Consider the following 25756-nt stretch of genomic DNA (forward strand, 5'->3'; position numbering starts at 1 on the left):
ATACGCATACAAGCGCGAAACGTCAAGAATCATGCGCATAATGATGCGTATAAATCGGCGATGGCGGGAAAGGTGGGACGATTCTGTTGCCCGGCTCGTCCCCAGCCGCTGGTATCCGATTCTGTTGCCCGGTTCGGTCCGAACCGCGTTCTATTTGTCTAACCTTAGGCCGTGAGGCTTATCGGTTAGGCAGCAAGAGCGAGTGCTTCGTTATCGTTAGCACTTATTGGTTTTGAGCCTTGAACGGGTTACTCAGCCCGGAAGAAAGCATCGTCTTTGAACACACGTCGATCCTGGTTCGGCCCCGTCAGAAACCCGCGCGCCCTTGCGAAAACGCGGGTTTGTGGTGGAGCCGCCGGGTACTGCCCCCGGGTCCGCTGTGTCTATTCCACGACACCATTTATCCTCATAGTCGGCCGAAACCGACACGACCCATATAGGAAAGCCGCCCGCGCTTGGAAAGGGGGTCACCATAGCCCTATCCACCGTCATCCCGGCGAAGGCCGGGATCTCGCCCTATCCCCTTTACGCACCGGCGAGATCCCGGCCTTCGCCGGGATGACGAAAGCGGTTATTTCCTTCGCAATTCGTCGCGGATTTCGGTGAGCAGATCGACCTCACTCGGCCCCGCGGGCGCGGGTTCCGCCTCCCGCTTGCGAACGACGCGGTTCACCCAGCGGACGAGCAGGAAGATGATGAACGCCAGGATCAGGAAATTGATCACCGCGGTGATGAAGGCGCCATAGCCGATCATCGCCACCCCCGCCTCTTTCAGCGCGGCATAGTCGGTCGCGGACACCCCGTCGGGCACGCGGCCGAGCAGGATGAACTGGCTCGAAAAATCGACCCCGCCAAAGATCGCGCCGACCAGCGGCATGATGACATCCCCGGTCAGCGACGTCGTGATGGTCGCGAAAGCCCCGCCGATGATGACACCGACCGCAAGGTCGATCACATTGCCCTTGGCGATGAATTCCCTGAACTCTCCCAACATGTTGACGCTCCCCGAAAGACAGATCCCGTCCGCAAAGCGTGCCGCGGCGATTGCACAAAGGCAAGCGCCTTCCTATTATGTGTATTGTTGCGGCAAAACGCCGCCGGAGGGAGCCTGATGACCATGACCTATCGCAACGCCCGCTGGTTGATCCTGCCTGTCGCCGCGATGAGCCTGTCCGCGTGCGGCATCAACAGCGTGCCGACCAAGGAAGAGGCCGCCAAGGCCAAATGGGCGAATGTCGAGGCCGCCTATCAGCGGCGCGCCGACCTGATCCCCAACCTCGTCGAAACCGCCAGGGGCGCCGCGCAGATCGAGCAATCGACGCTCGAAGGCGTGATCCAGGCGCGCGCGTCGGCCACGCAGGTCAAGCTCAGCGCCGACGACCTCGACGATCCCGCCAAGGTGCAGGCGTTCCAGCAGGCGCAGGGCAATGTGTCGAGCGCGCTCGGCCGCCTGCTCGCCACCGTCGAAGCCTATCCGACGCTCGCCAGCCAGCAGCGTTTCGCCGACCTCATGACCCAGCTTGAGGGCACCGAAAACCGCATCAACGTGTCGGTGCAGGATTATAACGCCGCGGTGCAGGACTATAATACGACGATCCGCACCTTCCCCGACATCATCGGCGCCAAGATCGTTCATGGCGCCCAGCCGATGACGCCCTATCGCGCGGTGACGCCGAACGCCAACCAGGCGCCGAAGGTCGATTTCGGGCAATAAGGTGGGCACGCCCACCTTTCTCCGTTCGCTGGCGGCAGCGGCCCTTTCGGGGCTGCTGTTGCTTGCGATGCCCGCGGCCGCGCAGACCTTCCCCAAGCTCGCGGGCAATCCCGTCGTCGATCAGGCGGACATCATTCCCGCGGCCGCAGAAGCCGCGCTCAATGCGCAGCTGCTCGACCTTGAAAAACGCACGGGGCACCAGCTTGTCGTCGCGACGGTCAGCGACCTCGAGGGCCGCGATGTGGCCGATTACGGCTATCGCCTCGGCCGCGAATGGGGGATCGGCGATGCCGAGCGTGACGATGGCGTCGTTTTCCTGATCGCGCCGAACGAGCGGCGGATGCACATTGCGGTCGGGCTGGGGCTCGAACCCGTGCTGACCGATGCGATGTCGGGGCGGATCATCCGCGATACCATCACCCCGCGTTTCAAGGACGGCGACTATCCCGGCGGCATCCAGGCCGGGGTGAACGCCATCGCCGAGCAGATCGAACTGCCGCCCGAGGAAGCCGCCGCGCGGGCGCAGGCGGCGGCGGCGCAGGAGCGCGACCGCGCCGACGACGGCAATTTCGGCGGGCTCTTCTTCCTCGGCTTCATCATCCTCATCTTCTTCGTCATCCCCTGGCTGACGAGCCGCGGGCGCGGCAGGAAACGGCGGCGCCGCCGCGACAGCCCGTGGGGCGCGGCGCCGATCATCATCTGGGGCGACGATGACGATTGGGGCGGCTGGGGCGGCGGCGGATCGTCGTGGGGCGGTGGCGGCGGCTTCGGCGGCTTTTCGGGCGGCGGCGGCAGCTTCGGCGGCGGCGGCGCGTCGGGCGGCTGGTAGGGAGCGGGAGCGGAAGAGATGCCACGCAAGGTCAACCATGTGAGCGCCGAGGACCATCGCATCGTCACCGATGCGGTCGCGGCCGCCGAGCGCCACACCGACGGCGAGATCGTCACGATCATCGCCGCACGGTCGAGCGATTATGACGATGTCGCGCTCGTCTGGGCGAGCGTCGGCGCCTTCCTCGCCATGTCGCTCGTCGCGCTGTTTCCCGATTTCTATCGCGGCCTTTACGATGCCTTGCGCGGCGGCTGGGGGCATGAGCCGACCGCGAACGAGTGGCTGGGCACGATCATCGCCTTTGGCGTCGTCAAGTGGATCGGCATCTGGCTGGTCCTGCTGTGGCGTCCGCTGCGGCTCGCGCTGACGCCGCGGTCGATCAAGGCCGCGCGTGCCCGCGCGCGCGCGATCGACCTGTTCAAGGTCGGCACCGAGGCGAAGACGGTCGGCCGCACCGGCGTCGTCCTCTACGTCAGCCTTGCCGAGCATCGCGCCGACATCGTCGCCGACGAAGCGATCGCGTCGAAGGTGTCGCCCGCCATCTGGGGCGACGCGATGGCCGCGCTGATCGAACGCATCCGCGCGGGCCAGCCGGGCGAGGGCATGGCGGAAGCGGTGCGGCAGGTCGGGACTGTGCTCGCGACCCATTTTCCGAAAAGCGACGGCAATCCCAACGAACTCTGCGACCGGCTGATCGAGATATGATTTGCTTCGTCATTGCGCGCGCAACGAAGCAATCCAGAACGGTTTACGCGCGCTGGATTGCCGCGCGGCTGCGCCGCTCGCAATGACCAAACAGGATAGAATATGACCCGCCCCGCCCCCGACACGCCGATCGAGACGCGCTGGGAAGGCCGCTTCGTCACCGTCAAGCAGCAGGGCAATTGGGAATATGTCGCGCGCTCGCGCGGCATCCATGCGGCGGTGATCCTGGCGATCGACGACGCGTCGGACGGACGGCACGTCATCCTGGTCGAGCAATATCGCGTGCCGCTGAAGCGCAACTGCCTCGAACTGCCCGCGGGACTGGTCGGCGACGACAGCGCGGGCGAAGCGGCCGAGATCGCCGCGGCGCGCGAGCTGGAAGAGGAAACGGGTTATCGCGCCGCAACGTGGCGCAATGTCGGCGAGTTCTTCAGCTCGCCGGGTATGGTCAGCGAAAGCTTCACGCTGCTGGTGGCGAGCGGGTTGACCAGGATCGGCGATGGCGGCGGCGTCGATGGCGAGGACATCATCGTCCACCGCGTACCGCTGGACCGCATCGCCGATTTCGTCGCCGCGAAGCGCGCCGACGGCTGCGGCATCGACGTCCGCGTCGCAATGTTGCTGGCGGGCGGCTTGCTCGCCTGACGGCGCCTTCGGTCGAAACGCGGCCGCGCCTGGAGCGTCGTGCGCTAAATCGGCGACGCTTCCATTCCGTTCGTGTCGAGCCCTTCGACTGCCTTGCAGGCGCTCAGGATAAACTTCGACCTTTGGTCGAAGTCGAGACACCCCTCGGCATCGCGCAAGGTCGATGGGTGTCTCGACTTCGCTCGACACGAACGGGGGAAGATGGCTCTGATTAAACGCGCTATACCGCCGGCAGACGCAGGCGCACCAGCAGTCCGCCCAGATCCTCGCTCTCTTCCAACGCGATGCCGCCGCCATAGATTTCGGCGACGTCGCGGACGATCGCCAGCCCGAGGCCGGTTCCCGGCTTGCCGCTGTCGAGCCGTACGCCGCGGTCGAAGATGCGCACACGGTCGGCCGGCGAGATGCCGGGACCGTCATCCTCGACGATGATTTCCGCCATCGCGCCGTCACGCCCGATCGTCACAAAGACGCTTCCGCCTCCATATTTCGCCGCATTTTCAAGCAGATTTCCGACGAGTTCGTCCAGATCCTGCCGTTCGACCTGTACGACCAGCGAGCGGTCGCCCGCGGCGTCGAGCCGGGTGTCGGGATAGAGGGCGAAGACCGCGCGCGACACGCTCTCGACGCTGTCCCACACCACCGCGCGCGCCTGCGCCGCGCCGCGCCGCCCGACCGCGCGCGCGCGCGCAAGATGATGATCGACCTGCCGCTGCATCGTCGCCGCCTCGCGCCGCACGGTGCTCGCGAGCTCAGAATCCGATCCGGTCGCGCTGTTGACGAGCACGGTGAGCGGCGTCTTCAACGCATGTGCGAGGTTGCCGGCGTGCAGCCGCGCCTCCTCCGCTTGCTTTTCATTGTGCGCGAGCAGCGCGTTCAGCTCGTCGACCATCGGCTGCACCTCAAGCGGCAGCGGCGCATCGACGCGGCGGTTATGCCCGCCGCGCATCGCGGCGATCGCGCGCCGGATGTGGCGCAGCGGCCAGAGACCGTAAAAGGTCTGGAGCGCGGCGAGGATGATGAGGCCGAGCCCGAGCAGCACGAGACTGGGGATCAGCGTCTTGCGCACCGCGCCGATCTGGGCGTCGAGCGTTTCGCGCGACTGGGCGATCTGGTAACGCCAGCTGACCTCGCTGCCCGGCAGGATCACATTGCGTTCAAGGATGCGCAGTTCCTCCTCGGGAAACTGGTCGCTGTCATAGGTGTGAAGCTGGTCGTCGACATGCGGCGTCGGCGCCTTCAATGTGCGTTCCCACAGCGAACGCGAACGATAGGGTTCCTGCCCACCGCCGCTGATCTGCCAATAGAGCCCGCTATAGGGTTCCAGAAACCGCTGGTCGCCCAGCGGCTCGATCAGCCGCACCTCCCCGTCCGGCCCGATCTCGGACGAGCGGATCATCGCGATCAGCACATATTCGAGGCTCGAGTCGAAATTGCGCGTGATCGCGCTGGTCAGCACGCGGTCGAGCGCGAAACCGCCGCCGATCAGCAGCACCGAAATCCACAGCGCCGCGATCGCGATCATACGCCGCGCGAGCGAGCCGGTCATGCGGCTGGGGGGCGCGGGACCGACCGGCCCGGAATCGACGACAGTGACGTCTCCGTCCCTCACGTTTCGCGCGTCCGCCTTGGTCGATTGGTCCTGGTCCATTCTCATCGAACCGTCATCCCGGCGAAGGCCGGGATCTCGCCCTCGCGTCGCAATGCAGCGGCGAGATCCCGGCCTTCGCCGGGATGACGGTCAAGGAGGGAGGATGCTGCATTCCGGGACGATCGGGCACTAGGCCGTAAACCCATAAATTGGCCGTTCGAGGCGTCGAAATGGCGAAGATATCGGGTTCGAGCGGGTGCAGCGGGTAGCATCGCTACCCGCACGGCCGCGCGGAGGCGAGATCGAAGCCATTTCGGCGTCCCTTCGGGATTTGACCGGTTTTGCCCATGGCTTCATCGAAAAGTCTTGAAATATCAACATATTCCCGCGCCTTTCCTCCTCGCCCCGAGCAAAATCGCTTCAAACCTCGAACGGCCAATTTATGGGTTTACGGCCTAACCCTGCGGATCGTCGAGCTGGTAGCCGAGGCCGCGGATGGTGGTGATGATGTCGGCGCCCAGTTTTTTGCGGATGCGTGTCACGAACACCTCGATCGTGTTCGAATCGCGGTCGAAATCCTGATCGTAAATATGCTCGATCAATTCGGTGCGCGACACGACCTTGCCCTTGTGGTGGAGCAGGTAGGAGAGAAGCTTATACTCCTGCGCGGTGAGCTTCACCGGCTCGCCCGCAAGCGTGACGCGGCCCGATCGCGTGTCGAGCCGGACATCGCCCGCCGTCAGCTCGCTCGACGCATTGCCCGACGCGCGGCGGATCAGCGCGCGAAGGCGCGCGATCAGCTCTTCGGTCTGGAACGGCTTGGCGAGATAATCGTCGGCGCCGGCGTCAAGTCCCGCCACCTTGTCCGACCAGCTGTCGCGCGCGGTCAGCACAAGCACCGGGAAATTGCGCTTTTCGCGCCGCCAGCGGTCGAGCACGGTCAACCCGTCGATTTCGGGAAGGCCAAGGTCGAGGATCGCGGCGTCATAGGTTTCGGTCGAACCCAAAAAATGCCCGTCCTCGCCATCGGTCGCGAGGTCGACGGCATAACCCGCCCCCTCCAGCGTCGCTTTGAGCTGCGGCCCCAGCGTGGGTTCGTCTTCGACAATCAAGATCCGCATTCAGACGCCTTTCCTTGGCGCGCCGACCAGCATCGGCGGCATGTTTCGACTGTGTATCAAGTCCGCACGTTCATCGCAAAAATTGGTTGCGCGTCGGTGCGGTCCGGGTGCGATGTCAGGGATTGCGACCGACGATCCGGCCCGTGCGCGCGTCGACATAGACGACGACCACCTGGCTGCCGTCCATGAACTTGAGCTTGTAGATCATCCGCCCCGCGTCGAACTGCGGCCCGCCCAGATAGGTCATATCGCTGTAGGGTGGGCGCGCACGGACCTCGGCGATCAGCTTGCCCAGCGGCACCACCTGCCCCTCGGCCGCAGCCTGCCGTAGATGTTCATGGTCGCGATCGCCGCGCGCAACCGCGGGCGCGGCCGCGGAAAGCAGCAACGCAGAGCCGAGCGAAAGGGTCAGGGTGCGGAACATGGCCGTGTCTCTAACGCGAAAGCATTGAATAGCCGATGAATGGCCGCGTCAGCCGCGGTTCGGGTTCGTGACCGGTTGCCATGGCGGCGAGGCCATGGTGGGCGCGACAGGGATTGAACCTGTGACCCCACCCGTGTGAAGGGAGCCAGCCAAATCAGATAGTTAGCTGTTTTGGTTGCAGAAACAGCCTTCTGTACGAGGGTGGCTGTACGCGATTTGTACGAGCGGGCACTTTGAGCCCTCTGAAAACGTGCATGTTTGGTCGAAATAGGCGCGCGACGAAGCCAGTAGGCAGGCCGCCAGACCAGGAACGAAAAACCGCCGGAAGGGCTGGCACCCTTCACAGCGGTCATATCAATAGCGTTGCGGCTATTTGCTTCATTTACAGGACCGGAGAATCGGGCGCAAGGGCAATCCTTGCGGGAGGTGCGTCATGAGCATCTCTTTGGCACACAACGGGCTTCCACCCGGCGTAACCCACTTCAGCCTTGCTGATCTGATCGAGAAGATCGCACCCGGGACTTGCCGGGAAGAATACCTGTCAGCGACCGCAGTGCGGGTTTTGAAGCACTACATCCTCGGCTGCCGATCGTCCGACTTTGAGCATGGCAAGATTTGCGGGGTGTGGGAGCAACCGCAGACCACGGCTCTGACGCTGCGCATCTCGACGAAGGTTTTGCACAACGCTGAAGCCGAGCTGGAGCGCGGCGGGTACATTGAGCGGACTCATGTTCCTCATGCCCGCCGCACCGGTCAGCGCCGTGATGGCGTCATCGTCAGCCTTGCGGGGATCAGCCTACGGCCGCTGATCGATGGCTATAGCCGATGGAAAGCCCGGCTTGAGGCCTTGGAGTTGCATGAGCGTGCGATTGCTTCGCTGCGGCACGAAGTGGTCATGCTCGGCCGCGAGATCCGAGCGACACAGGCAGCTGCGTTGATCGAGGAGGCAGAGCGCATTCTGCCCCGCGGGCGCGTGTCCCGCATCAGTTCCATAGAGAAACTGGGAGCCTTGAAGGGCATGCTCGAGGCGCTGCTGGTGCAACTGGATCTTCCGTCCGGTGACACGAAATCTTCCCACCGGACGGAAGAAATCTTCGCACCCAATATACTTGTCAAAGACTCGTCCAGAAACCGTAAGCGCGCGACCGACGCGCAATTCCGCGCTGATCAGTCGGACGAGGTCTCCCCAGCACTGGCTGCCAGCCTCGCGAGCGCAGACTATCGAAGCCTCCTGCCGTCCGACCGGGCACCGGGCTGGCCAGACATTGTCGAGGCTTCGTCAATCGCCTGCCGTTGGCACAATGTGTCGCAGCCAGCTTGGGCAGAGGCCTGCGAAAAGCTGGGGCGCGAGCGCGCAGCACTCTGCCTCCTCGTCATCGACCGCAACGCCCGGTTGCCAAGTGAGCACCGCTACCGAGCGCGGTCAGGCAGGAAATGCTTGAGCGGGCTGCTGCGGAACGCCTCCAGCCTTTTGCCCATGATCAAGGCTGCCAAGGGCTATCCAGAGGGGAGCTTGCCTGACCGTCAGTTCGAACCTGAGGTGTCAGCTCCCAGAACTGGCCAGAGCTTTGCCGGTGCATGCCTATCGGCCTTGGCGAAGCTCTCCGGGGAGGTGCAGCCATGACACAAGTGCAAACCACACGCCTGTGGGAGGAGCTGGAGGCGGGCAATACCTGGTGGCCGTCCTACAAGCCCGGGCGGGACCCCGTCTTAAGCTGGCGCCATGCCGCCGCGATCCTGATGCGCGACATTGACCCGCAGCCGATCTTCGCTGCCCTGCCAGCAGTATTCGGGGAGATTTATGATCTCACTGCCGACGAGGTTTGCGATCAACTTCCAGTTCCTGACGGCCAGGTCCTTTGGCCTGTGTGGCTGGAAAGCTGGGTCAGCCATTTCGACCATTGGCACGATCCGGTCAGGCAACTGGTCGAGCAGCATTGTGTCACCCCAGATGCCCGGGTCATGGCTGGCATGCTGACGAGGCTGGATGGGGCCGCCTTCTGTGACTTCGTCCTTCACGCCTATGAGAGGGCGATCATTCTGCGGTCACTCGGTGGGGCGCCCATCGGCGATGACCCGCTGCCAATAGTCCAGACGATCGCGAATGCGGCACCGTTCGAGCGGCTCAGCTACGGTTTTTTCCAGCGGTTCTGCGCTGAACTGAACCGGGAGGCGGAGCCTCCAGCGACCCCGATGTCGGGCCTGGATTTCGACCGGGCCGGAAACCCCAACATATTCGGCGGAGACCTCACATGAACCCTGTGCACAACGCGATATTCACGTTCCGGCTGTTCGGCCGGCGGCACCCGGCAGGAAATGCCAAGCCACATCAGGACTCCTCACAATCAGACCGTCAGTATCGAAGCAGCGCATATAGGAGTGCACACTCCACGCTGATTGATTTTTGTCGGTCCCTATCGGCAAACCCGGAGAAATCAGCCATTCTAGGCTCTAGGCGCAGTTCTACGGGCGCCCAAAAAGCACTCCAGAGCTGTGGCGCACAGCAGCGCTGCCTTCTAGAACGATCCTATATCAATCACTTAGCTTCTAGGCCCGTCGATCTCCTTGCTATCCGGGGGAGGGTCTGATGGCACAAGTCAATGTTGCCGTAGAGGACCGTGTCCTTGCCGCCCTCGATAGGGTGGCGCAAACAAAATCGCTGAGCCGGCCCGAGCTTTTGCGCAAGGCGATCCAGGAGCTGATCGAGGCACACGACGCCGGTCGGCCGACCTTCCAGACCGAGGCCGCGCCTAAGCTCGATGCGACTGTCAGCGGGCTCGTGCACCAGTTGCGGGAACTGGTGATGGAGCTCGACCGAGCGCAGGCGGACAATGCCCGGATGCTCGGCAAGCTGACCGAGAAATGGAACGGCGGCGAGGAAGCCAACAGGCTCGCCCTGCAGAAGCTGATTGTCGAGCTTCGCGAACTGGATGAAGCCGGCCTCTCGCCGTTCATGACGCAGACTGGTGAGCTGATGTCTGCCTTCGAGGCGCTGGAGCCCAAGCTGCTAGGACTGCTCGGGCCGCACCTGACGAAGATCTCCGCGCAGCTGGATCGATCGATAAAACTGGCCAGCGAACCGCGGCAGATGAGATCCATCTACCTCGGCGACAACCGCTTTCTGTCGCTCAAGTTTCTGTCGGCATGCGGTGGCTTGGCGCTCTTTATCGGCGCGCTCATTGCAACAATCCTGCCTACCCAGTTCGATGGCTGGTCGGTCTGGCAGTCTGGCAAGCTGATCGACCACCCTGCGAAAATGTGTCGGCTCATCACCCGAAAATACGGTGTCACCGATTGCCGAGTGCCTGAGCAGGAACGGGACCTTGGCCTGCGCGTCATTGCCCATGAGGATCGGCGATGATTACGCTCGCCTCGGTCGGATCGGCCTCATCGGCGGCGGAGTATTACTCGGCCGACAATTACTACACCGCCGATCAGACGCAGGATGCCAGCGCGTGGTTCGGCAAGGGTGCGGAAGCGTTGGAGCTGACAGGCAACGTCGAGGAAGCGGCCTTCGCCGCCGTGCTCGAAGGCAAGCTGCCCGATGGATCGGTGATCGCGGGGAAGGACGGCATTCACCGCCCCGGCGTTGATCTCACCTTCTCGGCATCGAAGTCCGTGTCGCTGGTCGCGATGCTGGGCGGCGACAAGCGTCTGGTCGAGGCGTTGAAGGACTCCGTGACCGCAACACTGCGCTGGGCAGAAAAGAACGTTATCGAAGCCCGGGTCTGGGATGCGGCGCAAGGGCGGCAGGTGCCAGAGCGTACCGGCAACCTTGTCGCCGCGACCTTCCTGCATGACGTGAACCGGAATGGCGAGCCGCAGTTACACATCCACGCCGTCATCGCCAACGCGACCAAAGCCTCGGATGGCAAATGGCATGCGGTGCGCAACGACGAACTCTATCGCGCGCAGCATGTCCTGTCGGCGGTCCACAATGCTGAACTGCGCAGCCGTGTCGAAGCCTTGGGCTACGAGACCGTGCCTGCCCGCAACGCCATCGATGGTGCTTTCGAGATCAAGGGTGTAACGCGGGAGGCAGTTGAGGCGTTCTCGTCGCGCCGCGCGGAAATCCTCGCCGAACTGGCCAAGGAGGATCGCGGTAGCGCCCGAGAACGCGAACTGGCGGCGCTTTCAACCCGGCGTGGGAAGGAGCTGGAGCCTGATGCAGCGCGGCAGGTCGCGGCATGGAAAGAGACCGCCCGCGCCATCGGCTTCGATCCGGCCCGGCTGATCCAAAACGCCATGGCACGAGCGGCGGGCGAACAGACCGTCTGGTCGCGCGTCGTTGACGGCATTCGCGGCATCGGTGAGCGCGGCATAGCGATTGCCAGTGCCATGGGGCTGACCCCACGCGATCGTGATCCGCTGGTGCCCGAACGCCTCGGCCGACTTGAACCCAAGGCCTTTGCCGCAGCGCAAGCGGTGGCGTCGGCTGCGCGGGAACTTGGCGAACGCGAAGCCGCCTTTTCCCGCAATGATCTGATCCGCACCGCGCTCGAACGGCAGGGCCCGATCACCGTCGACATGATCGAAGCGCGGATCGATCTGTTGCAGGAACGGGGGTTGCTGGTCGGCAGCGGCCCGGCGGATCGCGACCGCATGCTGACCACCGAGCAGGCGTTGGCCATGGAGACCAAGGTCATCGCTCTGGCGCAGGCGGGCAAGGACTGCGTTCAGCCCATCGCGGACAAGGACGGCGTTGTCGCGCGGCTGCAGGAGCAGGCGCGGGCTATAGGCCTTCGCCGCCTCAATGCCGGACAAGAGCAGGCTGGCGTCGCGATCCTCACATCGAAGGACCGCGTGCATCTGGTTCAGGGCGGCGCGGGTGTGGGGAAGTCGGCGGCCTTGGCTCCGGTCGCAGCCATTGCGCGTGAGGAGGGGCGGCAGGTGGTGGCGCTGTCCCACGTGGGTCGGATCGCGCGGGAGTTTGGGGAGAAGACGGCCAGTCCGGCATCGACCGTCGATGCTTTTCTGGCGCGGTATGCGCGGGTGCTGGATGGCAGTGCGAGCGCGGAAAAGGTGGCAGCGGCGCGGGCAGAGCTCTCCGGTGCGCTGGTGATGGTGGATGAGGCGAGCCAGATCGGCACGGACCGGCTCGCGCGTCTGATCACCCTCGCCAACCGGATGGACGTGGGCAAGCTGGTGCTCGCCGGTGACATCAAGCAGCTTCCGGCAATCGAGGCGGGCAAACCGTTTGCACAGCTCCAGCAGCAAGATCTCAGGCAAAGCCAGATCACCGAGAACCTGCGCGCGCAGACCCCGCAGATGCAGGCCATCAATCACGCGCTCGAACAGGGTGATGTCGCGCAGGCCTTTGCCGCGCTCAAGCCCGCCACTATCGAAGTTGCGCCGGGCAAGATCGCTGGCATCGCCGCCGACATGTGGGCCGACCTGCCCAAGGAACAGCGCGACAATACGATCCTGCTCGCCGCCGGGCGCGCGATGCGCAGTGCAGGCAATGCGGCCGCGCAGGCCTCACTGATCGATCGCGGCCAGATCGGTGTGCAGGGAACCAAGCTCGAGGTGCTCGACCGCGTTACGGTCACCCGTGAGGGCGCGCGGCAATTGAAGGGCTATCAGGACGGGCGCGTTGTCACCTTCGAGACCAACATCACCCGACAGGGTTTTGCCCCTGGCGAGCGGGGAACGGTCATTGGCGTCAAGGACGGTACGGTCGAGCTGGCCATGCCAAACGGCGAAATCCGCCGCTTCGATCCGGACCGACTGCCCCGCAATCTCAAGCACGACGCCGTTACCATCTTCGAGCGAAAGGAAATCGCCCTGCACCAGGGCGACCGCATCCGCTGGACCGCCAAGGATGGCGCGCGCGGGCTGCTCAATGGCGACATCGCCCACGTCGCGCGGATCGATGGCGACACCATCACGGTCAGGGCTGGCGACAGCAAGCTGCATAATCTGCAGCGCGGTGATCCGATGCTCGAACGGCTCGACCTTGCCTACGCTATCAATGTCCATGTCGCGCAGGGGATGACCGCGCAGAACGGCATCATCATGATGTCCGAGCGCGAGCGGATGCTCAACACCTCGGCCTCATTCCTGGTCGCAGTCACCCGGATCGCGGAGAACACGACGCTCGTGACCGACAACTCCGACCGGGTCGAACGCCAAGTCGATACGCGCTCCGGCGCAAAGACCAGCGCGCTCGAGACCGCCCGCGGGGATACGAACGGGGACCGTCCAAATCAGCAAGAGGTCGCGGCCATGTCCGAGGACCTGAAGAAACTCGCTGAAAAGCTCGGCCCAGAGTTCGCGCTGGCAGTGCTCACCAACAAGGAGCGCGACATCACGCTCGAAAAGTCCCTCGACCGCAGCGAACCCAGACGGGGCTCCGGTGACCGAGAGATGGAGCGAGAGCGCGACCTCGAGCGAGGGCGCTGATCATGTCGACGCCTGCACATCACCACAATCGCACAGCCTCACATGCCCACATGTGAACATGAGGACGCATCCACATGACCACGCCTTCACATCCCCACACCCGAACCGTCGCCATCATCAGTCAGAAGGGTGGCGCTGGAAAAACCACCCTCGCCATCCATCTCGCCGCCGCTGCCACGCTTGCGGGACGGGTCAGCTTGCTGATCGATACCGACCCGCAGGCCAGCGCCTCGCAATGGGCCGAGTGGCGACAGGGTGCGCCTCCCGAGGTGATCGACAGCGCCCCGCCGCGCATCCCTGCGAAAATCGCGGCAGCCGCCGCGCAGGGGGCTGAGCTGATTGTCATCGATACCCCGCCACACGCCGATCTTGCCGCCAGCAAGGCAGCCGAATGTGCTGATCTGGTGCTGATCCCCTGCCGCCCCAGCGCGTTCGACCTCGCGGCAATGCGCACGACGATCCGACTGGTCGAGCTACTGTCCCGCCCTGCCTTTGTTGTATTCACTGCCGGACCGCCCCACGCCCCGCACATCTATGCCGATGCCCGCGAGCTGGTGGCAGGGTTCGGCGGTCAGACGTGTCCCATCGTCCTGCCGGACCGCGCCGCCTATCGTCATGCAGTTTCTGGCGGGCAGACCGTGTTCGAGCTCGATCCTAGCGGAAAGGCGGGCAGCGAAATCGAACAGCTTCACATGTGGACATATGAACAACTCCACATGTCCACGCGCCCACAGACCCCGGCACAGCATAGGAAGACCGCATGAACCGCTTTGCCAATCTTGCCGATCGCAAGCCCAAGGATGAGGCGACGGCCCAGATCGAGCCGGCATCGCCCGCCGTCCAGATCCCGACACCGCCAAGCCGCATCGGTCGCAAGGCGATCTCCGGTTACTTCTCGCCCGAGTTATCGCTCGCCCTGCACACCTGCGCCCGACGCCATGGCCTCAGCCTTCAGGACCTGATGGCCGAAGCCTTCGACGACGTCCTGCGCAAGTACGGCGAGAGCCCGATCGGGCGGTAGTCGATCCCAAAGCCGGGAGGGGAGAAAGGGGGGATGTGGCGATGTGAGCGTGTGCAGTTGTGCGCATGTGGACGTGTGAACATGAGGGCAGTGCCACCGCACTCGAGCCGCCGAAGACCTTCAACAACAGGAGAAACCGATGCGATTGTTTCAATGGCTGACCGATCTGTTCGCAGGATCAAGCGACCCGCCGCGGCCCTCCTTCGACGAGGGCGTTTCCATCAACCCTGCGACCGGGCTCCCCATGACCGGGCCGGGCCTCGGCGGCGTCGATGTCGGCGGCAATCCCTTCGGCCAGAATCTGGATCGCTGGGACGACCAACATGCCCATCACAGCCATGATCATCATGCGCCTGGGTCGACCGGCAGCGGGTTCGATCCTTGGTAGATGCTTTAGCGCTGATTTGTTGGTTCGAGGCGGACGAAGCCTCAGCCATCGGTGTCAAACTTGAATTCTAGCGGACGTATCAGTCCTCACTTTCCGATGACCTGGGACCGCCGGCACTTGTCCGAGTTCATGTTTTTGAAAGGCCCATTATGACCACAAACCAGCACACCGCGTCCGGCCTGCCCTTCATCGCGCGTCCGGCGACTACCGTGATTGAGCGGGTCGCGTTTTCCGTTATCCGCCATTGGCGCTGGACCGGAATTGTCGTGTCCAGCATGCTCACTGCCGGCTTGATGGTGTTGTCGATCACGCTGGCAGCAGGGCTTCATGCAGAAGAGCCAATCCGCTCCGGTACCATCGGTTCCCTGTTCGCGATCCCGCTTGTCGCGGCGCCTGTCTGGCACGTGTCTCGCGTCGAACTGCGCGCCGCCCCCGCATGGATGATCCGCGCGGCACTGGCCACCGCCACCGACAACGAGCGTGCCTTCCTATTCGAGCGCCTCCTGCAGCTCGCCACGTCAGAATGGCGTCACGACCCGATAACAAGCGGGGCGTTGTTCGATCTATTCAAGGAAGCGAGATCTGGGATTGGCGATCGCGTGAAGGGCGAGCGTGAGCGGCTGATTGCTGACCGGGAAAAGCAAGTCGACCTGCTGCGGAACTTGGTGAGCATCGCTAGCGCTGACTTCCCAGGATGAAGACCAGCGGAGCCGTCTAGGTCGAAAGTCGAGGTATGGAGATAAAGCGAGGTGGCTCGTAGAGATCACTCGCGGTGGCTGGCAAGACTGGTTCCTCGCCGGGCTCTGTTGACGAACAATTCGGTTTGCCCGATGGTCCTCTTTGGCTTTGTTTAGACGGGCTGTCGTTGCCCCTTCATTGCCAGAGAATACCGAGCCGCGCGTCCATCTGCTTGGCTCGCTATTTGATCCCTGCCAACGCCTTCACCCTGCCATGCACCAATTCGGCCCGGCCATCGGGCCCCCGGATATTTCCATAAAGGAAAATCTCGAAGTCTGGATGATGTAGTAGGGCCTCGAACTGCTCCGACAGGTATCCACGCACTTGGGCTTCTGCCGCCTGCACTTCGGTCAAGAGTGTTGGTCGTCCGTCCACGACATTGAGGATGTCTTCCAGGTCGTGGCTTCCTATGGGGTCATTCGCGCCGCGGCCTGCATAGGCTTCGAGCTTGGTGGCCAGAAAGATCGGCGGTGTCAGGTGCTTGATCACACGCCCACTGGGTAGGGCGTACTTGACTGCCGTGTAGATGCCTTCCTTGTACCATCGATTGCTGAACCCCAGGATATCCGGGTCGTCGGGCATGAAATCGACTTTGAGGTCGCCCAGACGCATTCGGCAAATCACGTCATCTTCCCCCGACACCGTGAATCCCTTCTGGTGCAGAGTTTGCTGCAGCTGCATCCACTGTGCCATTCCGGCTAGGTCAATGATCAGGTCGACATCGTCGGTAGCTCGCACTTCCTGCAACGTGATTTCGTCAGTGATGAGCACTGCGGTCGAGCATCCACCGACAAATACCATCCGCTGGCACAGATCATCACCCAATGCCTGGGCGACGGTTTCCAGCATTGCGAGGAGTTCACCTTGCAGGCTCATGCGTATGCCATCCGTTCCTCAAAGCTGCGTTGGGCAAGACCTGCTTCGCGCTGATTGCCGGTTCTGATTGCATCGATCAGCGCCAGAAATTCGTAGAGTCGGGCGTCCTCGAGAGCTGCGTCAGGGACAGATTTGAACAATGGTGCGATTGAAAGACCTCTCCGACTTCCTTCGGGATGGGGCCAGACATAGATGTCGGCACCGGAGCTTACGAGTTTGCCTTCCAGCATAGGCGCAGCAAAGCCCGTAGCGACGCCGCGCTGCGGAGCGCCCGGCTTTGCGGGGAAGACGTATTTCAGCCCGTGCTGGACGAATTCGATGAGATTGCGCCGATTTACCTTGGCGCGATCATTGGCTTTTATAGCCAAGCTACACGCGACACTGCGCCGGATCGATGCGCTGATCTCGGTTTTGCTGATGCCCAGTTCGCCTTCAAGACTTCGCAATGCAAACGGATCCGAGATCGTCGATTCATCGAGTTGACCATGCTTGATCTGGTCTTCCAAGCTCACCAGCTTGAGCATGATGACGATGTCCTGACTTTTCATACAAACCCCATTTGTCCGCTGTCCTAGGACTAAGGACAGATAGGGTTTTCAGGCCGAATATGTCAAACGCCAAATCATCGGCACCTCCCAGCTTAGGCGTCCCACCAATAATGACCCGCCGCATCGCGGTAAGAGATTTCACCCTGCGACCGTCGCGGATCTCTGCCGCATTGCCCCTTCGTCGGTGGAAATTCGAGCTGCCTCCACGCCCGGCGAGCGCGCGTCTATGGTCTTGCCGCGTTTGATCCGCCCAACAATACCCAAAAAGCGATGTGATTGAAAATGATGAACTTCGACTTCCGACCACCTCCGATTGACGGTAGTCTATTAGCGACTGACCAAGGGGGCACTGACGTTGAATGGCGCGAATCCGTAAGATAGAGATCAGTAATTTCCGGTCTATATGGTGGCTCAGCTGGCTTCCACGGGATGGAATAAATTGTTTGATCGGCCCAGGTGACAGCGGAAAATCGACTGTCTTGGAAGCGATCGACCTTTGCTTGGGCGCGCGCCGATCACTCACGTTCTGCGACGACGATTTCCACCAACTTCAACTTACCCAGCCGATCAAGATCACTATCACGCTTGGGGAGCTTGACAGCCACCTGCGCTCGATGGAGGCGTATGGCCTCTATCTGCGCGGTTTCAATCAGCAGACTGGCGACATCGAAGCCGAACCGGGCACAGGTCTGGATACAGTTCTCACCGTCGAACTGTCGGTCCATGACGATCTGGAACCACAGTGGCGGCTAGTATCCGAGCGCGCCGAGGCGCTGGGGCAATCACGCAACCTAAACTGGGCCGACCGGGTACGCTTGGCGCCCACAAGACTTGGCCAGTCCGGCGAACATAATCTGAGCTGGCGGCGTGGATCCATCCTGAACAAGGTCTCCGAGGAGCGTGCGAGCGCCGCGACGGCAATCGCTCAGGCGGCCCGTGACGCCCGTATCGCCTTTGGCGACAAGGCGAAGGATCAGCTTACCGATGCACTAACTGCGGTGCAGACGACCGCAACGCGACTTGGCGTACCGGTCAGCGGCACCGTTCAGGCGTTGCTGGACGCCCACGGGGTAAACTTTACCGGTGGTACGATTTCGCTTCACGGTGGTGACGGCGTACCGTTGCGCGGTCTCGGACTAGGATCCGTCAGGCTGCTCGTGGCCGGCCTGCAGCGGCATGTCGCTGGCGAGGCACCGATGATCCTCATCGATGAGCTCGAACATGGACTGGAACCCCATCGCATCATCAGGTTGTTGATGGAACTCGGCGCAAAGGAAGCTGCGCCACCTCTACAGGCATTCGTCACCAGCCATTCCCCTGTTGCGGTGCGTGAACTGTCTATTGAGCAACTTCATGTTCTTCGGAATGGACCGCTTGGCCATGAGGCTACCTGGATGGGGCGAGTGGGCGATGTGCAGGGGACCGTTCGAAAGTTTGCCGAAGCGCTCCTCGCCCGTTCTGTTCTGATTTGCGAGGGCGCCAGCGAAGTAGGGCTCATCCGCGGGCTCGACCTTGAGCGCCAGGCTGCGAACCAACCATCACTCACGGCACTTGGCGTGGCGCTCGTGGATGGCGGCGGGGACACCACATTCGCCCGCGCACTGGCCTTCCAAAAGATGGGCTATCGAATTGCAGTGCTACGCGACAGCGACATCGCTGTGCACGGGACAGATGAGGCGACTTTCCTGCAGCAAGGTGGGCAGGTCTTCAAATGGACCGAGGGGCGCGCGCTGGAAGACGAACTGTTTATATCCCTGTCGGTCGAGGGTGCCGCTGAGCTGCTGGAGCATGGTGTCGACCTGAAGGAAGAGAGCCTCGTGAATGAGCATATCCGCACGGTTTCCAGCAACGCTTTCCAGCTAAGCACCATTCGCAGCCAGATCGCCGGTGGTGCGTTGGATGAATCCGCACGGAAGGTCTTGGGGCAAGCATCTCGGGTTAAGAAGGGCTGGTTCAAGAACGTGACCGCGATGGAAGCCGTGGCGGAGGACATCGTTGGACCTGATCTCCGCCGGACGCAGGGCGGCGCCCTACGCCCAACCATCAACGCCATTTTCAACTGGTTCGGCAATGGCTAGCGCCCCCCTCGACCTTCTGGCTATTTCGCGCGGTGCCGTCATCGCCCCTGCGGGATGCGGAAAGACCGAATTGCTTAGCCGTGCTTTGACCCGGCACAGCGGTCACCAGCCAGTTTTGGTCTTGACCCACACGAACGCTGGAGTCGCTGCGCTGCGCAGTCGGCTCGAACGTGCGAACGTGCAGGCCAAACATTATCGTCTCGCCACCATCGATGGATGGGCGATGCGACTCATCAAGACTTTCCCGATGCGGTCCGGGCATGACCCTGCAATTTTGGAAGGCCGGGTACCGGGCTACGTCGCGATTCGAAGAGCTGCGGCGGAGCTGATTGCCTCCGGTCATGTGTCCGACGTCATTCAGGCAAGCTACGCTCGGCTTCTCGTCGACGAGTATCAGGATTGCTCCGTACTGCAACATCAGTTGGTCGCAGCCATCTCGGCGACCATTCCAACGGTTGTTGTTGGCGATCCGATGCAAGCGATTTTCGGTTTTGACCGAAACGACCCGCTCGCTGGTTGGCACACGCCAGTGCTAAACTACTTCGGTGTCGCCGGCACGCTTGCAGATCCATGGCGCTGGCGCAATGCAGGCACTGAGACTTTCGGCCAGTGGCTACTTTATGCCCGGGGTGAACTGGAAGCAGGCCGGAAGATTGATCTGCGGCAGGCAGTACCGGAAGTGCGCTGGATTCAGCTCGATGGCAGTCAGCAAGATCACCAGCGTCAGCTCAGTGCCTGTCAGACCCGGTCTCCTGTCACGGACGGTTCGGTTCTCATCATTGGGGACTCGCGAAATCCGTCCGGGCAGCAGCGGTTCGCCGCCCAGACGCCGGGCGCGGTCACGGTCGAGGCTGTGGATCTGCGTGATCTGGTGTCTTTTGCGGAAGCCTTCGATCTGAAGGGTGCCGACGCGACGGCGCAGATTCTGGAATTCGCCCAGAAGTTGATGACGAATGTCGGAGCCGCCGAGGTTACTCGGCGCCTAGATGTTCTGCGGCGCGGTCAGGCCCGAAAAGAGCCGAACGACGTTGAGCAGGCCGCTCTCGCTTTTGAGGGAGAACGGCGGTTTAGCCGCGTCGCAGACTTCTTAAGTGAACTCAACCGTCAGACTGGTGCACGGGTTTTCCGTCCAGCGGTCTTTAGGGCCTGCATGCAGGCCCTGCAGCGTTGCGACCGAGACGGTACGCCCTTCGCTGATACGGCAATCGCGATGCGAGAGGAGTATCGCCTGGTCGGACGTTCGCTGCCGCGCAGGGCCGTGGGTAGCACTCTGCTGCTGAAAGGCCTCGAGGCCGATGTCGCAGTTGTGCTGGGGGCTGATGACTTGGACGCTCGTCATTTGTACGTCGCCATGACACGAGGATCCCGGCAGCTGGTGATTTGCTCCCGGACACCTCTGCTCGGTTAACCGCGCCGGAGGATAGCGCCAATTAGGATCGCTCCTGACTGAGGCTCGAGAGTGTGCCGGGGGGATGTCAGATCGCTACGGAACCCGGGTTTGCTGCTTCATATTGTTCGAGTTCGACGTCTGACCAGGTGATGTATACAAGGTCAGCGGTACGGTGATCCGTTTGAGCCTTGGCCAGCTGCTCCAGGGAAACGTTCATCGCGAGCACGATTGCCGGACCAGATACCCGCTTCTTGAGTGCGGTCTCCATGTGGAAGCGAACCCCGTTGATCGTAGCCTCGCGGTTCTTCTTGAACGTTTCTGCGGCATGCTTGCCGATCAGCGCAACCAGTGCATCGCCGTCTGCATTTGCAAAGGTTGGCAGCAGATAAATGACGTCCAGTCCAGCGGCGCTCGCCAGTGCTGTTGCCTTCTCAATCCCGCGCTGAAGGGCACCGACATCAACACCGTGCGACCTCGTGTGAAATGGCATTCGAATCTCCAACTAAGATGTTTCACTCGCATCGTGAACAAGCTGATATCGACAAAGCGCACCTTAGCCTAGGAGGCTGCCGCAGCATCGAGGGCACGAAAGATGTGCTCCCCGATTTCCACGACCGTCGCCAGATCACAGATCAGCTGGCCGTGGAACCGTATTGGTCGTGCCGCTTCGCCGTAGGAATGCATGATGTACGGTTCGAATGATCCGAGGCGGTCCTGTAAGGCACCGAGCTCGTCAAAAAGGTGCCAGTCTCGCCGGGCAGCAGCTTCGCTGCGCTGGGCTTCGAGCGAGGCGTATTCATCTTGATCGGTAGGCCCAAGTTGCCGGGGCGGGATGTATAGGGGGACGCGGTGGGCGAGAGCATGCCGGTAGTCCTCAAGGTAGGCGAACCACGCATCGTGCTCTGCAAGATGCGCTTGCAGGTCAGCTGGCAAGGACAAACGGACGAATTCGTTCTTCGGGGTCAGCCCGATCCGCATCGGTGCAAGGGGCCGGCCCTGCTTATCCCTGACTTCGCGTTCGGCGCACCAGATGTGGGCCAGATTGTCGATAGCGCCATAGACATTGATCACGAATGTCTGGATGAACGCCGTGGCGTCCATCAGCGCGGCGGGGGTCGGGGAAGGCTCGTCGGCGGGGACGTCTTCGAATATTCGCCCCATGCAGTGCTCGAGCATTTTGAGCCGCCGACTCAAGCCGTGGGTCCCAAATTCCTTTGCGCGATCGCTAAGATATGTACGGATGATTACTATCGAAGTGAGATCGTTGCAACGGCTGGACCATTCCTGGCGTGCATCGCTGAGTTGTCCCATCTCATCAAGGGTATATGGCACGATCGTCCTTCATTCGCTGTGAACGGCGCTGGCACGAGCGGCTCGAGCATTTCCGCGACGTCGCCCAACTCAATGCGGCAGGTGTCCTCTAAGCCAAAGAAGAACGTGCTGTCGCGGATCTCGTCAAGAATGTGAATGAAAGACATCTCTCCGTGGTGCGCCACTTAAGAGCGGTCAGTCGCCAAGCAACCCAGTTGCTGCCGTCCTGCGTCACACATCGAGCGAACGTTGAAAGGCGGTTTCTGGCAAGAGTGGCCGTCTGACATGTCGGACGCGAACGTCGGGAAAGTTCCGAACCTGGTCACCAAGCCGACGGGTCTCCTTGTGTTCCTTTGGGTGACCGGCAGTTCAATTGTGATGACCGTGAAGTGGGCGCTATGTGCGATTGATCGACAGGGAAGCCGATGCCAAGTCTCACTTCCTCTCATTCCTGCGGCGCAGGCGCAGTCATTGATCCAATCGTCTCGATCTCCGCGATGCGCTGAAATTCAGACAGATATTCCTGCCGATGGTTCGACAGCCAGCGAACGATCCGGGCGTTGCCAAGCAGCTTCGCGACATAGCCGCGCGCGAAGGTCAGGTGGAGGTTGTCGATGCCGTAGCTGTCTTCGACCGACTTGACCTGCGTCTGCAGAGTTGCAAGCTCCCGTTCCATTCGGGAAATCTGCTGGCTCGTCGGACCGGCCAGATCATTCTTCCGCGCCTTTTTCGCTGGCGCTGTCAGCTGATCTTCCGGCGTGGCTGCAAGGAGCGCGCGTGCGAAAATCAGCGAATAATTGTTCTGCCCGATCATCAGGTCCGCAGCCTCAATCTGGCGCATCGGCGACATGCGGCGCAGCATGTCGAACACCCTCATCGAACAATTGGTGTCCTTGAGCATGTCCGCCGTCTCGTCGCAGATGCCATCGAGCAGGCGGAAACGCGCGCGGATCGAACCTACCTCCAGGCCGAGCGCGTCGGCAATCACAGCCTCGGTGACGCCGCGCTCAATAGCCCGAACGATCATGCGATGCTCTTGCACCGGGGGTAGGCGATTGACGCGCTTGTTGTACGTGTAGGTCTCGTCATCATTGGCGACGAGGCACTCGACCGTTTCAACACCGAGCTGCTTGAGCACCTCGATGCGCAAATGGCCATCGAGCAAGAAGTACTGCTCTTCATTCTTCGGATTGGGGACGACGGCAGGGGCTTCGACCAACCCAATGGCTTTGATCGAACTCACGATCTGGGCATATTTGCGGCTCTCCCGCACGCCCTCCCGCAATGATTTCAACGGCACGATCTGATCGATGCGGAGTGTCACAGACTGCCGCTCAAAGCCTAGCCGGACACGATTGTCGGCGCCGGGATCTGCGGGCGGACGTTCTGCTGATGGCCAGTCAGTCATCGATTTCCCCTGCGATCCGCATGGCCAGAGCCCGGGGCATGGTTTCAAGCCCTTCGGCCCTGAGCAGGGTCAGAAACCCGTCGTCGGTGAGCAAATCCTTGATCGCCTCGACAATGAAGAGAAGGCGGGTTTGCGTGAAATCAGATTTCTTCACGAGCAGACGCTGCTTTTCTGCCTCGCGCTGATAGACCTGCATCAGGTCGCCGGCCGTCAGCTTGCGATTGGTGCCTTTCCTTCCAAACTTTCCTGATGTCATAGACTTGCTGCGCCCGCGCATGCGGAGATCGAGAAGTCGGCGAACCGATGCCAGCTTTTTGCCGCGCAGCTTGCCCGTCTCATAGGCATCGAGGAGTAGGTTTTGCGCTTCTTCGCTTTCGGCGCGCGAGATCTCCATCGCAAGGCTGATCGGGATCAGCCCCGTCTCGACCGCTGACAGCAGCCTTTCCTCCCCGCGCTCGAGCAGGCTCACGATCATGCTGACCCACCCACTGGTGATGCCGATTTTGCGGGAGATCTCGGCTTCGGTGTAACCGCGTTTCCTAAGGGCACCGATCTCATTCATTACGTCGATCGGGCGCTGCACCCGGCGGGCAATGTTCTCCACCAGGCTCATGACGAGGCATTCGCTCTCGCTGGCTTCGATCACGACCGCCGGTATCTCGGTCTGACCCAGCATCTGGAAAGCTTCGAGCCGCCCTTCGCCGCAGACCAGATCGTATCGGGTGCCGCCTGGACCATCATGCTTGCTGACCGTGATCGGGCGCTTCAGGCCGATAGCCTCGATATTGTTGACGATCTCGCGGTGCTGACGCTTGTTGCGCGCCCTGGGGTTGAGCACGGTGATCCGTGAAATCGGGATCATCTCGATGGTCTGGGGACGGGTAACGGTCATCAGGCAGCCTCCGCAACTCTGATGGGCGCTGCGTTCTCGTAGAAGAAATCGAGGGCGTCGAACCGGTACGCATCGAGCAAAAGGTCGTTGTCCTCGGCGAGCCGCACACGTTCGGCCGCAACATCCAGCCTCGGGAAGAGATAGTAGTCGAAGGGCTGCCGGTTGCTGGCGTCCATGCGGACCACCAGGGTGATGTCGGGCATCTTGGAGGTGTCGAAACGGATCTTCCAGCGCAGCAGACCCGTCGGCGTCGGCGTGCAACGGACGATGACGACCGACAGGCTGAACTCGTCATTCACGATGACCCGGTCTGTTTCCAGATCCTGCCATGCTTCACTGCCGTGGGCCTTCAGGCCGTCGAGCACCTGGCGGAGGATGTCGGGGTGCAGGCGGCGCAGCGCACGATTGACCGCGAGGTAGCGATAGTCGCGATCCGGTGAATAGCCGACCAGGCTGTAGGCCCGAAGCAAGCTGCCAAACCGCGACGAATAGGCGCTGCTGGAGGGCAGGCCCTCACATTCATCGATGATGATCCCTGAAAGAAGGCCCTTGCTTTCGTAGACCGTGCGCAGCGCATCGATCATTTCGGCATCTGACAGCCTAAAGGACCGTGCGCCAATGAGCGCCTGAGCGGCCTCGAACAAGTCGCGCTCGACGATCGCCTCAAATGCGCCGGGGCTGCGAATCCACATTTCGGGGTCGTTGCGGACCCGCTTCTTCTTCAGCTTGAACGACTGCCGGTTCCACACGTTGTCGCCGACATACTTGCCGTTGATAAGGAGCTGATGGACCGTGCCGCGCGTCCACGGCCTGCCCAGATCGGTGACAATGCCGCGGCTGTTGAGGTCATCGGCAATCTCGCGCTCGCTTAGCCCGTCGTGGACGAAAGCGGCGTAGACGCTACGGACAATGGCGATTTCCTCATCCGGGCCGGGCGTCAAAATCACCCGGTCGGTTTGGATGCTCTTGTGCTCGCCACGCGTGAGCACGCCCTTGGTTGTGCCGGTTTCGTCGATCAATGTCCGGCGAAGCCCAAACCCGGCAGGCCCACCTTGGCGGTATCCCTTCTCGATCAGCCGACCTTGCCCAGCAAATACCTTGGTCGACAGCTCCCGGCTGTACTCCCCGGCCATCGCCCGCTTGACGCCCTTCACGATGGTTGAGACCGGGCTCCCGTCATTCTCGAACTGCTCTGCGCAATACTGAACCGCGATCCCGGCGCGCTTGCAGATGTACTCGTAATAGGCGCTTTCGTCGGCGTCCTGGAACCGGCCCCAGCGGCTGATGTCGTAGACAAGAACCATGGTGTAATCGGCGGCACCGGTCTGAACGTCATCGATGAGCTGCTTAAGAGCGTCGCGGCCCTCGATCTTCAGCCCGCTTTTGCCCGCATCGGCATAGGTCCGCACGATTTCGATCCCGCGTGCGGCGGCATAGTGCCGGATCGCATCGGCCTGGTTCTCGGTCGAGTATTTCTGGTGATCAGTCGACATGCGAACATACTCGGCCGCGCGCACAAGCCGCGGTGCCTGTTCTCTGCTGTCACTGTCGTCGTAGCCCCAGTCCTGCAATTTCCGCCCTTTCGATGACCATGCTGCCGTGGCCAGGGCGACCAACCGCTGCAGCGCGAACCACGGACACTCCGCCATCCCCGCACTTTCAGCAGTGTAGGCCA

At 62.1% G+C, this 25756-nt stretch carries 25 protein-coding genes and 1 other RNA gene; 14 read left to right on the forward strand and 12 right to left on the reverse strand.

The genetic code is table 11. The features are described from left to right. Positions 1 to 110: 110 nt before the first annotated feature. Positions 111 to 466, reverse strand: a transfer-messenger RNA (tmRNA) gene (ssrA, locus tag SPYCA_RS08635). A 105-nt stretch (positions 467 to 571) separates the two neighbouring features. After that, positions 572 to 994, reverse strand: coding sequence for a large conductance mechanosensitive channel protein MscL (mscL, locus tag SPYCA_RS08640; RefSeq protein ID WP_120219815.1), 423 nt, complete (start codon positions 992 to 994; stop codon positions 572 to 574). Between the two features lie 117 nt (positions 995 to 1111). Here mscL and SPYCA_RS08645 point away from each other — a divergent pair, with 117 nt between their 5' ends. The 4 genes from SPYCA_RS08645 (at position 1112) to SPYCA_RS08660 (ending at position 3893) form a co-directional block, all read left to right on the forward strand. Beyond that, on the forward strand, positions 1112 to 1714 hold the full coding sequence (locus SPYCA_RS08645; RefSeq protein WP_120219816.1) for a LemA family protein: 603 nt from the start codon (positions 1112 to 1114) through the stop codon (positions 1712 to 1714). Positions 1715 to 1781: 67 nt separating this feature from the next. Continuing rightward, positions 1782 to 2543, forward strand: coding sequence for a TPM domain-containing protein (locus tag SPYCA_RS08650; protein WP_120222230.1), 762 nt, complete (start codon positions 1782 to 1784; stop codon positions 2541 to 2543). Positions 2544 to 2561: 18 nt separating this feature from the next. Next, on the forward strand, positions 2562 to 3248 hold the full coding sequence (locus tag SPYCA_RS08655) for a TPM domain-containing protein (RefSeq protein WP_120219817.1): 687 nt from the start codon (positions 2562 to 2564) through the stop codon (positions 3246 to 3248). Positions 3249 to 3350: 102 nt separating this feature from the next. Further along, entirely contained in the window at positions 3351 to 3893 is a 543-nt protein-coding gene (locus SPYCA_RS08660) for an NUDIX domain-containing protein (protein WP_120219818.1), read from the forward strand. Positions 3894 to 4113: 220 nt separating this feature from the next. On the opposite strand, the gene SPYCA_RS08665 is transcribed toward SPYCA_RS08660, so the two are convergent. From SPYCA_RS08665 to SPYCA_RS08685, 3 genes are all read right to left on the reverse strand, one after another. Continuing rightward, positions 4114 to 5418, reverse strand: coding sequence for a sensor histidine kinase (locus tag SPYCA_RS08665; protein ID WP_120222231.1), 1305 nt, complete (start codon positions 5416 to 5418; stop codon positions 4114 to 4116). A 521-nt stretch (positions 5419 to 5939) separates the two neighbouring features. Next, complete coding sequence (locus tag SPYCA_RS08680) at positions 5940 to 6605, reverse strand: response regulator transcription factor (protein WP_011541111.1); 666 nt, start codon at positions 6603 to 6605, stop codon at positions 5940 to 5942. A 115-nt stretch (positions 6606 to 6720) separates the two neighbouring features. Beyond that, positions 6721 to 7029 (reverse strand): PepSY domain-containing protein, encoded by a 309-nt coding sequence (locus tag SPYCA_RS08685; RefSeq protein WP_120219819.1) that lies wholly within the window; start codon positions 7027 to 7029, stop codon positions 6721 to 6723. Between the two features lie 433 nt (positions 7030 to 7462). Here SPYCA_RS08685 and repC point away from each other — a divergent pair, with 433 nt between their 5' ends. The 8 genes from repC (at position 7463) to SPYCA_RS08725 (ending at position 15538) form a co-directional block, all read left to right on the forward strand. Continuing rightward, complete coding sequence (repC, locus tag SPYCA_RS08690; protein ID WP_120219820.1) at positions 7463 to 8653, forward strand: replication initiation protein RepC; 1191 nt, start codon at positions 7463 to 7465, stop codon at positions 8651 to 8653. Continuing rightward, positions 8650 to 9285 (forward strand): hypothetical protein, encoded by a 636-nt coding sequence (locus SPYCA_RS08695; protein WP_146625108.1) that lies wholly within the window; start codon positions 8650 to 8652, stop codon positions 9283 to 9285. The genes repC and SPYCA_RS08695 overlap by 4 nt, the downstream gene beginning before the upstream one ends. Before the next feature lie 331 nt (positions 9286 to 9616). Next, complete coding sequence (locus SPYCA_RS08700; RefSeq protein WP_120219822.1) at positions 9617 to 10390, forward strand: hypothetical protein; 774 nt, start codon at positions 9617 to 9619, stop codon at positions 10388 to 10390. Continuing rightward, entirely contained in the window at positions 10387 to 13431 is a 3045-nt protein-coding gene (gene mobF / locus SPYCA_RS08705) for a MobF family relaxase (protein WP_120219823.1), read from the forward strand. Before SPYCA_RS08700 ends, mobF begins: the two co-directional genes overlap by 4 nt. A gap of 74 nt (positions 13432 to 13505) precedes the next feature. After that, positions 13506 to 14195 carry a ParA family partition ATPase gene (parA, locus tag SPYCA_RS08710; protein WP_120219824.1) on the forward strand — a complete coding sequence of 230 codons (690 nt, stop codon included), beginning with the start codon at positions 13506 to 13508 and terminating at the stop codon, positions 14193 to 14195. Then, positions 14192 to 14452, forward strand: a complete 261-nt coding sequence (locus SPYCA_RS08715; protein ID WP_120219825.1) for a ribbon-helix-helix domain-containing protein — start codon at positions 14192 to 14194, stop codon at positions 14450 to 14452. The genes parA and SPYCA_RS08715 overlap by 4 nt, the downstream gene beginning before the upstream one ends. 244 nt (positions 14453 to 14696) lie before the next feature. Beyond that, positions 14697 to 14840 (forward strand): hypothetical protein, encoded by a 144-nt coding sequence (locus tag SPYCA_RS19545; RefSeq protein ID WP_232003246.1) that lies wholly within the window; start codon positions 14697 to 14699, stop codon positions 14838 to 14840. A gap of 149 nt (positions 14841 to 14989) precedes the next feature. Further along, positions 14990 to 15538: a hypothetical protein gene (locus tag SPYCA_RS08725; protein ID WP_120219827.1), complete on the forward strand. Its 549-nt coding sequence runs from the start codon at positions 14990 to 14992 to the stop codon at positions 15536 to 15538. Positions 15539 to 15758: 220 nt separating this feature from the next. On the opposite strand, the gene SPYCA_RS08730 is transcribed toward SPYCA_RS08725, so the two are convergent. Then, positions 15759 to 16454 (reverse strand): hypothetical protein, encoded by a 696-nt coding sequence (locus SPYCA_RS08730; RefSeq protein WP_120219828.1) that lies wholly within the window; start codon positions 16452 to 16454, stop codon positions 15759 to 15761. Continuing rightward, on the reverse strand, positions 16451 to 17002 hold the full coding sequence (locus SPYCA_RS08735; RefSeq protein ID WP_120219829.1) for a hypothetical protein: 552 nt from the start codon (positions 17000 to 17002) through the stop codon (positions 16451 to 16453). The genes SPYCA_RS08730 and SPYCA_RS08735 overlap by 4 nt, the downstream gene beginning before the upstream one ends. A gap of 359 nt (positions 17003 to 17361) precedes the next feature. On the opposite strand from SPYCA_RS08735, the gene SPYCA_RS08740 reads away from it, so the two are divergent. Beyond that, on the forward strand, positions 17362 to 19080 hold the full coding sequence (locus SPYCA_RS08740) for an ATP-dependent nuclease (RefSeq protein ID WP_120219830.1): 1719 nt from the start codon (positions 17362 to 17364) through the stop codon (positions 19078 to 19080). Then, complete coding sequence (locus SPYCA_RS08745; RefSeq protein WP_120219831.1) at positions 19073 to 20488, forward strand: UvrD-helicase domain-containing protein; 1416 nt, start codon at positions 19073 to 19075, stop codon at positions 20486 to 20488. Before SPYCA_RS08740 ends, SPYCA_RS08745 begins: the two co-directional genes overlap by 8 nt. A 67-nt stretch (positions 20489 to 20555) precedes the next feature. Here SPYCA_RS08745 and SPYCA_RS08750 read toward each other — a convergent pair whose 3' ends face one another. The 5 genes from SPYCA_RS08750 to SPYCA_RS08775 all read right to left on the reverse strand — a co-directional run bounded on the left by SPYCA_RS08750 (position 20556) and on the right by SPYCA_RS08775 (position 25730). Continuing rightward, complete coding sequence (locus SPYCA_RS08750; protein WP_120219832.1) at positions 20556 to 20960, reverse strand: hypothetical protein; 405 nt, start codon at positions 20958 to 20960, stop codon at positions 20556 to 20558. A 68-nt stretch (positions 20961 to 21028) separates the two neighbouring features. Continuing rightward, complete coding sequence (locus SPYCA_RS08755) at positions 21029 to 21781, reverse strand: hypothetical protein (RefSeq protein WP_146625109.1); 753 nt, start codon at positions 21779 to 21781, stop codon at positions 21029 to 21031. Between the two features lie 445 nt (positions 21782 to 22226). After that, entirely contained in the window at positions 22227 to 23189 is a 963-nt protein-coding gene (locus SPYCA_RS08765; RefSeq protein ID WP_120219835.1) for a plasmid partitioning protein RepB C-terminal domain-containing protein, read from the reverse strand. Beyond that, positions 23182 to 24081 (reverse strand): plasmid partitioning protein RepB C-terminal domain-containing protein, encoded by a 900-nt coding sequence (locus tag SPYCA_RS08770; RefSeq protein WP_120219836.1) that lies wholly within the window; start codon positions 24079 to 24081, stop codon positions 23182 to 23184. Before SPYCA_RS08770 ends, SPYCA_RS08765 begins: the two co-directional genes overlap by 8 nt. Beyond that, positions 24081 to 25730 (reverse strand): recombinase family protein, encoded by a 1650-nt coding sequence (locus SPYCA_RS08775; RefSeq protein ID WP_120219837.1) that lies wholly within the window; start codon positions 25728 to 25730, stop codon positions 24081 to 24083. The genes SPYCA_RS08770 and SPYCA_RS08775 overlap by 1 nt, the downstream gene beginning before the upstream one ends. Between the last annotated feature and the right edge of the window lie 26 nt (positions 25731 to 25756).

The organism is Sphingopyxis sp. FD7, assembly GCF_003609835.1.
Lineage (GTDB): Bacteria > Pseudomonadota > Alphaproteobacteria > Sphingomonadales > Sphingomonadaceae > Sphingopyxis.